Genomic DNA, 6,072 nt, shown 5'->3' on the forward strand with positions numbered 1-6,072 from the left:
TGAACAGCGGGAACGGACGCCCCCGGGAAGCTCGTTCGTCGCGACGCCGATGTCGGTCGTGCGTCGCGTCCGCCGACCGCCCCCTGACTTGATCGGGTTCGGCTAAAGTGGCCGGCATGCGTTGACCCCTGCCCGGCCCCCGGGCACCGCCCTACCTCCTTCGTGACAACGCCCCCGAATTCGGAGCACACGAAGGAGTAATGCGACATGAGTGCGTTGACCCCCGTTGACGTTCCCGACGCCCTGGCCGCGGCGTACGCCAAGCACAGTGGGGCGGCAGGCCGTGCCTGGATCGCCGCGTTGCCCGCGCTGGCGGCCGACTTCCTGGACCACTGGGCACTGCGACCCGACGGCCCGGTCGGACACGGGATGGCCTCACTCGTACTTCCGGTGATCCGCGCGGACGACACGCTCGCCGCGCTCAGGCTCCAGCCGATCACCGCGGAGAACGTCGACGTGCCGACCGGCCTGCGCACGTGGAACGGCGACGGCAAGGTGCTGCTGCTCGACCACGATCCGGACACCGGCACCCTGCTGCTGGAACGGCTGGACGCGTCCCGCCCGTTGTCGGCGGTCGCGGACGACACCGCGGCCATGCGGATCCTGGCCGACCTCTTGGCGCGTCTGGTCGCGGTGCCCGCGCCGGCCGGCGTGCGGCAGTTGGCCGACATCGCCGCCGCCATGCTCGACGAAGCTCCGCGCGCGGCAGCGTCGTTGCGCGACCCGGCCGACCAACGCCTCCTCCGCACGTGCGCGTCCGCCGTCGCCGAGGTGATCGGCGAGCCCGGCGACCGGATGCTGCACTGGGACCTGCACTACGACAACATCCTCGCCGGCGAGCGCGAACCCTGGCTGGCCATCGACCCGGAACCCCTCGCCGGCGACCCGGGCTTCGACCTGCTCCCGGCGATGGACAACCGCTGGGACGAGGTAGTGGCCACGGGCGACGTGACCCGCGCCGTCCTACGCCGCTTCGACCTACTGACCGAGACCCTGAACCTGGACCGACACCGAGCCACCGCCTGGACCCTGGGCCGCGTACTCCAAAACGCCCTATGGGACATCGAAGACGGCGAACCGACCCTGCACCCGATCCAAGTAGCCATCGCCGAGGCCCTGTTGCACCGAGAGGGCCTGGGCACCTTCGCAACCGGCTGACGGTCGCCCGGTGACCGAGCAGGCGCTCACCCGCGTTCGAGCGACAGGAAGATCCGGCGACTTTCGCGGTCGATGTCGAGGATGGTCACCCGGACCCGGTCGCCGACCGCGACCACCTCTTCCGGGGACTCGATGTCGCGGTCGACCGGTTCGGTGCGGCGGACGAGCCCCTCGACACCTCCCTCGGGGTACTCCTGGAGCCGGACCAACACGCCGAACGGGAGCAACGTGGTGACCACACCGTCGATGCTCTCGCCGACGTGGTGGGCGTTGGCGTAGAGCTGCCAAGGGTCCGGCCGAACCGCCCGGAGAGACAGGCTCACCTGCTCCCAGGCCCAGTCGACGTGCAGGATCGCCGCACGGATCGGCCGGCCGATCGGAGCCACGTCGTCGACGGAGTCGAACCCGCACCAGGACATCTCGGGGGTGCGGAGAAAGCCCAGACCACGGCCCAGGTCGTCGTTCAAGTCCACATACACCCCGACGTCGCACAGGCCGCTCGTGACGACACCCGTGACGACGTCGCCGACTCGCAACGAAGCGAGATACGAACGGCGTTGGTCGGCCCGGGTGCGGTTGGCCCGCCACCGGGCACGCAGGACGCCGTCGGCGTCGGGGAGGACGCCGGCGAGCAGTGGTCGACGGTCGGCGGCCTCGATCGGGACCAGGGTGGCCCGATGGTCGGGGCCGTCCGAGACCTGAGGGTCGGCCACGTCGGCGCGCGCCATGCCGGGCTCGGCGATGGCTTCCGGGTACATCCCTCCGCCTGGATATTGCCGAACGAGAAAATGGAGGCATCCCCGGCGAGCGATCGCCGACCGAATGCTCGCGGCGTCGTCGGTGAGGTCCGGCCACGCGGCCAACCGGGAGCGTGGGGGCAGCCGTTCGCGCGCGGCCTCGATGTCGGGTTCGCTCGTGACGCGGTGCCAACGGTACGCATTGCCGATGGGGCGCACCTCCAACAGGACGCCGCCCCGGGCGGTGACGAGATCGGCGAGATCGCGCCAAAAGGAGTCGTCGGCGGGCCGCTCGTCGGCGACCTCGTCGGTGGCCGGGTCGTAGGGAGAACCGGCTACCCGCTCGACGAACAGGCCCAATGCCCGGCAACGGGATTCGGTGTCGGGTAGTGGGCGGTCACTGCCGAGGTAGACGTCGTCTTGGCATCCGACGTGGACGAAGAACCCGTCGTCGCCGACCAGTCGGCACCACGCGCCGTCACGCAGGACCATGGCCCGCACGAGACCCAACCCGGTGGCGAGGGGAACGAGCGCGCCGTCGTGGTAGCCGGCGAGGTCCTGCGGGAAGAGTCCGCGCAGTCCGTGCCCGCCGCGTCCCCAGCGCACGGAGAAGGAGTGGAACCCGGTCGCCATCGGGTTGTCGATCCTGACGTGGTCGATGCCCGCGTCGAGCGCGAATCCGCCGACTGCCGCGATGTACGCGGCCGCGAAGTGTTCCGCGACGTCGTACGGGATACGGGTGCGGTCGTGGCCGCTCGACCGGTCCTGTTCGGCCGGGTCGTACGGGGTGACGCGATACACGAAGGGAGCCATGTCAGCGCCCGATGCGGCTCGAAGGTGCCCTGAGGGCCGGTCGCGGGTGGACAGGAGAAGTAGTCACCGCCGAAGCCTATCGACCCCGGTCGTGACGTGACGTGTCGCGACGAGGTCGGGGAATCGGGCTGCTCGGGCCGGGCCGGCGTGATGTACTGCCGGACATGTCGTTGCTGATGCTCGACCTCGACAACACGTTGGTCGACCGCGATGCCGCGTTTCGGGGTGCGGTGGTGGCCTTCCTGGCCGAGCACGGGTTGCCGGGCGACGACGTCGACTGGCTGATGTCGATCGACGCGAGCGGATACACGTCCCGACTCACGGTCGCCGCGACGATGGCCGAGCGTTATGGAAGTGCCGCGCCCGACGGTGCCGTTCGGGCCCTTCTCGATCACGGTGCCGCGGATCGCGTGACGCTCGCCGGCTGCACGCGCGATGCGCTCGACCGGGCGATCGCCGCCGGCTGGTCCTGTGTCATCGTCACCAACGGCCGTACGGCGCAACAGGAATCGAAGATCCGCAGAGCCGGACTCGACCGACTCGTGCACGGCTGGGTGGTCTCCGAGCACGTCGGCCACCCCAAGCCCGAGCCGGAAATCTTCCGCGCGGCGGCGGCGACCGTCGGCGCCTCTCTCGTCGACGCGTGGATGATCGGCGACTCGGGGCCTGCCGACATCGCCGGCGCGAACGGCCTCTCCATACGCAGTGTCTGGGTCTCGGCCGGTCGACCGTGGACCGAAGCGGCTTACCGGCCCACACACGTCACCGACGACATCGTGGCCGCGATCGACCATGTCGTCGGCGCGCCGGCACCGTCACAGCGAACGGATCGCTGACCCGGCCGACGTGTCTCGCCCGAGCACACCTTGGCGTTGGAGGGCCGACTACGCGTCGGCTGCGCGCCCGAAACCGTCGTCGGCCGACTCCGAGGAAATCTCTTCGATCGCCGTGTCACATTCCTTCCTCGGCGCGGGTCATCCCAGCAGAACACCGAACGCGGCCGACGGACCCGGGACATGAGCGCCCGGTCCGAACGAAATCTGGGAGTAGTCATGGCGTCGTCGATCCTGGTCACCGGTGGTACGGGCACGTTGGGGAACCTGGTGGTGCCGATGTTGCGCGAGGCGGGTCGTCCGGTGCGGGTGCTCAGCCGGAGCGTGCGCGAGGTGGGGAACGGTGTGGAGTACGTGCAGGGGGACTTGCTGAAGGACGAAGGTATCGAGGCGGCCGTGGCCGGCGTCCGGACCGTGGTGCATCTGGCCGGTGGTCCCAAGGGGGACGACGTGGCCACGGCGAACCTGATGCGGGCGGTGGCGGCGGCCGGGGTCGAGCACGTCGTGTACATCTCGGTGATCGGGGCGAATCGGGTTCCGCTGGGGTACTTCCGGGCGAAGTCGGATGCGGAGCGCGTGGTTGCGGAGTCGGGGGTGCCGTGGACGACGTTGCGGGCGGCGCAGTTCCACGACCTGGTGTTGAACGTGACGCAAAAGATGGCGCGGATGCCGGTGGTTCCGGTGCCGGGCGGGTTGCGGTTCCAGCCGGTGGACGCGCGTGAGGTGGCGGCGCGGTTGGTGGAACTCGCGCTCGGTGAGCCGGCGGGACTGGTGCCGGACCTGGCGGGGCCGAGGGTGTACGGGATGGGCGAGTTGAGCCGGGGTTACCTGCGGGCGAGCGGCAAGCGGCGTCCGCTGCTGCCGGTACGGATGCCCGGAAAGGCCGGCAAGGCCTACCGCGCCGGCGACAACCTGACCCTCGAAGGCGCCACGGTGGGCACGCGCACCTGGGAGGCATTCCTCGCCGAACGCGTGAGCGCGTGAGCGCGTGAGCGCGTAGACGCGTGAACACGGACAGCCCGGCCGACAGAGCGTCTCGGCCGGGCTGTCCCACGTGCCCCGACCGCAAGGCCGCTGTGTCGACCCGACCCGACCCGACCCGACCCAACCCGGCATCGGCGCTCGCACCGGTGACCCGATCCCGACGGGACCGACGACCGACCCGCGACCACCCGGCCGGCAACCTGCCGCATCGGCGTCCCGACCCAAAATCGAACGCATGTACGAGAGACTGTGCGGGTGACGACCGATGAGCCGCCCGAACGCAGCCTGCGCCGCGCTTTGCCCGAAGGTGGGCCCGCGCGGGTGTACCGCCATGTGATCCACCGCTGCCCCCGGCCGCACGCGCGGCTGCGCATCGACGGGCAGTGGCGGGATGCCGTCATCGGCGGGTGGTCGCAGGCCGGCCCCGGCGCCCCGGTGATCATTCACAGTCAGTGGAGCGACGGCCGCCACAACTTCCTGGACACGTGGATCCACGAACCGGACCTCGTGATCGGCAGCGAGGACATCTGGGGGCCCAACCCACCGGCGTGACGCGGTGGTTCCACCCTCAAGCGGCCTCGCCCGCCGCCGCCGACGGCGTACCCGCGCGCCAGGTCACCGCCGCGCCGGTCGCGACGATCAACCCGATGCCCGCGAGCGCCACCGCGGACGGATTCTCGCCGAGTGCCGCGACGCCCACCAGCGTCCCCATCACCGGGTCGAGGGCGAACAGCGTCGCCACGACCTTGGCGCCGGCGAGCCGGACCGCCGTGAAGTCGAGCGTGAAGGCCAGCGCCACCCCGACGGTGCCGGAGAGAGCGACCAGAGCCCACTGGCCCACCGCCACCTGCGGAACGGCCGGCGCGGAGAACGGCAGCAACAGCAGCGCGGAGACCCCCACCGACAGAGTCAGACCGTCCCATCCGGCGGAAGCCCGGCCCACCCGCTGCGCGAACACGGTGTACAGCGCCAACGCCACCGCGGAGAGCAGTCCGAAGCCGACGCCAAGCCACTCGACATCGCCGCCGGGCCGCGTGACGAGCACGACACCCACCAGGCCGACCACGGGGAACAGCGCATCGCGCCGAACCCGCACCGACGCGACGGCGACCGCGAACGGCCCCAGGAACAACAGCGCCGCCGCGACACCGAGCGGAAGCCGGTCCACCGCGCCGTAGAACGTCACGTTCATGCCGGCCATCGCCGCGCCGTACCCGGCGATCCCCGACCACTCGCCCCGGCTCCGCCGCCGAACCCTCGGCCGCACGAGCGCCCACAGGACGAGCGCGGCGGTCGCCTGCCGCAGCCCCGCCACGGCGGGCACGCTCAGCGCGTCGAAGAGCGCCGAGGACAGCGCGGCCGAGGACTGCACACCCAGACAACTGACGAGCACCAGTACGGCACCCACGAGCGGACCCCGTCGACCGGGCCCGGCCCTCGTTTTCATGGCGATGGCCATGTATGTCCCCCTTTCGACCGGATGAGGCGACCCGGCCCGACATCGACGCCGACCACGCCGTAACGATCGTTTCACTGTAACGCTCGTT

General features: G+C 70.8%; 6 protein-coding genes. 4 read left to right on the forward strand and 2 right to left on the reverse strand.

Features of this window, described 5'->3' with window-relative positions:
• Positions 1-207 precede the first annotated feature (207 nt).
• The gene (locus GT354_RS22445; RefSeq protein ID WP_161358167.1) at positions 208-1,158 is read left to right on the forward strand and encodes an aminoglycoside phosphotransferase family protein; all 951 of its coding nucleotides are present in this window, start codon (positions 208-210) and stop codon (positions 1,156-1,158) included.
• A gap of 26 nt (positions 1,159-1,184) precedes the next feature.
• Here GT354_RS22445 and GT354_RS22450 read toward each other — a convergent pair whose 3' ends face one another.
• Positions 1,185-2,708, reverse strand: coding sequence for a S1 RNA-binding domain-containing protein (locus tag GT354_RS22450; RefSeq protein WP_161358168.1), 1,524 nt, complete (start codon positions 2,706-2,708; stop codon positions 1,185-1,187).
• 164 nt (positions 2,709-2,872) lie between these two features.
• Here GT354_RS22450 and GT354_RS22455 point away from each other — a divergent pair, with 164 nt between their 5' ends.
• From GT354_RS22455 to GT354_RS22465, 3 genes are all read left to right on the forward strand, one after another.
• Positions 2,873-3,544: an HAD family hydrolase gene (locus GT354_RS22455; protein ID WP_161358169.1), complete on the forward strand. Its 672-nt coding sequence runs from the start codon at positions 2,873-2,875 to the stop codon at positions 3,542-3,544.
• A gap of 216 nt (positions 3,545-3,760) precedes the next feature.
• Positions 3,761-4,525, forward strand: coding sequence for an NAD(P)H-binding protein (locus GT354_RS22460; RefSeq protein ID WP_161358170.1), 765 nt, complete (start codon positions 3,761-3,763; stop codon positions 4,523-4,525).
• A 255-nt stretch (positions 4,526-4,780) separates the two neighbouring features.
• Positions 4,781-5,077 carry a hypothetical protein gene (locus GT354_RS22465; RefSeq protein WP_161358171.1) on the forward strand — a complete coding sequence of 99 codons (297 nt, stop codon included), beginning with the start codon at positions 4,781-4,783 and terminating at the stop codon, positions 5,075-5,077.
• Between the two features lie 16 nt (positions 5,078-5,093).
• Here the strand turns inward: GT354_RS22465 and GT354_RS22470 are convergent, their stop codons facing one another.
• Positions 5,094-5,933 (reverse strand): EamA family transporter, encoded by an 840-nt coding sequence (locus GT354_RS22470; protein WP_346012124.1) that lies wholly within the window; start codon positions 5,931-5,933, stop codon positions 5,094-5,096.
• Positions 5,934-6,072: the final 139 nt, after the last annotated feature.

The sequence above is a fragment of the Streptomyces sp. SID3343 genome (assembly GCF_009865215.1).
In the GTDB taxonomy this organism is placed as follows: Bacteria; Actinomycetota; Actinomycetes; order Streptomycetales; family Streptomycetaceae; genus Embleya.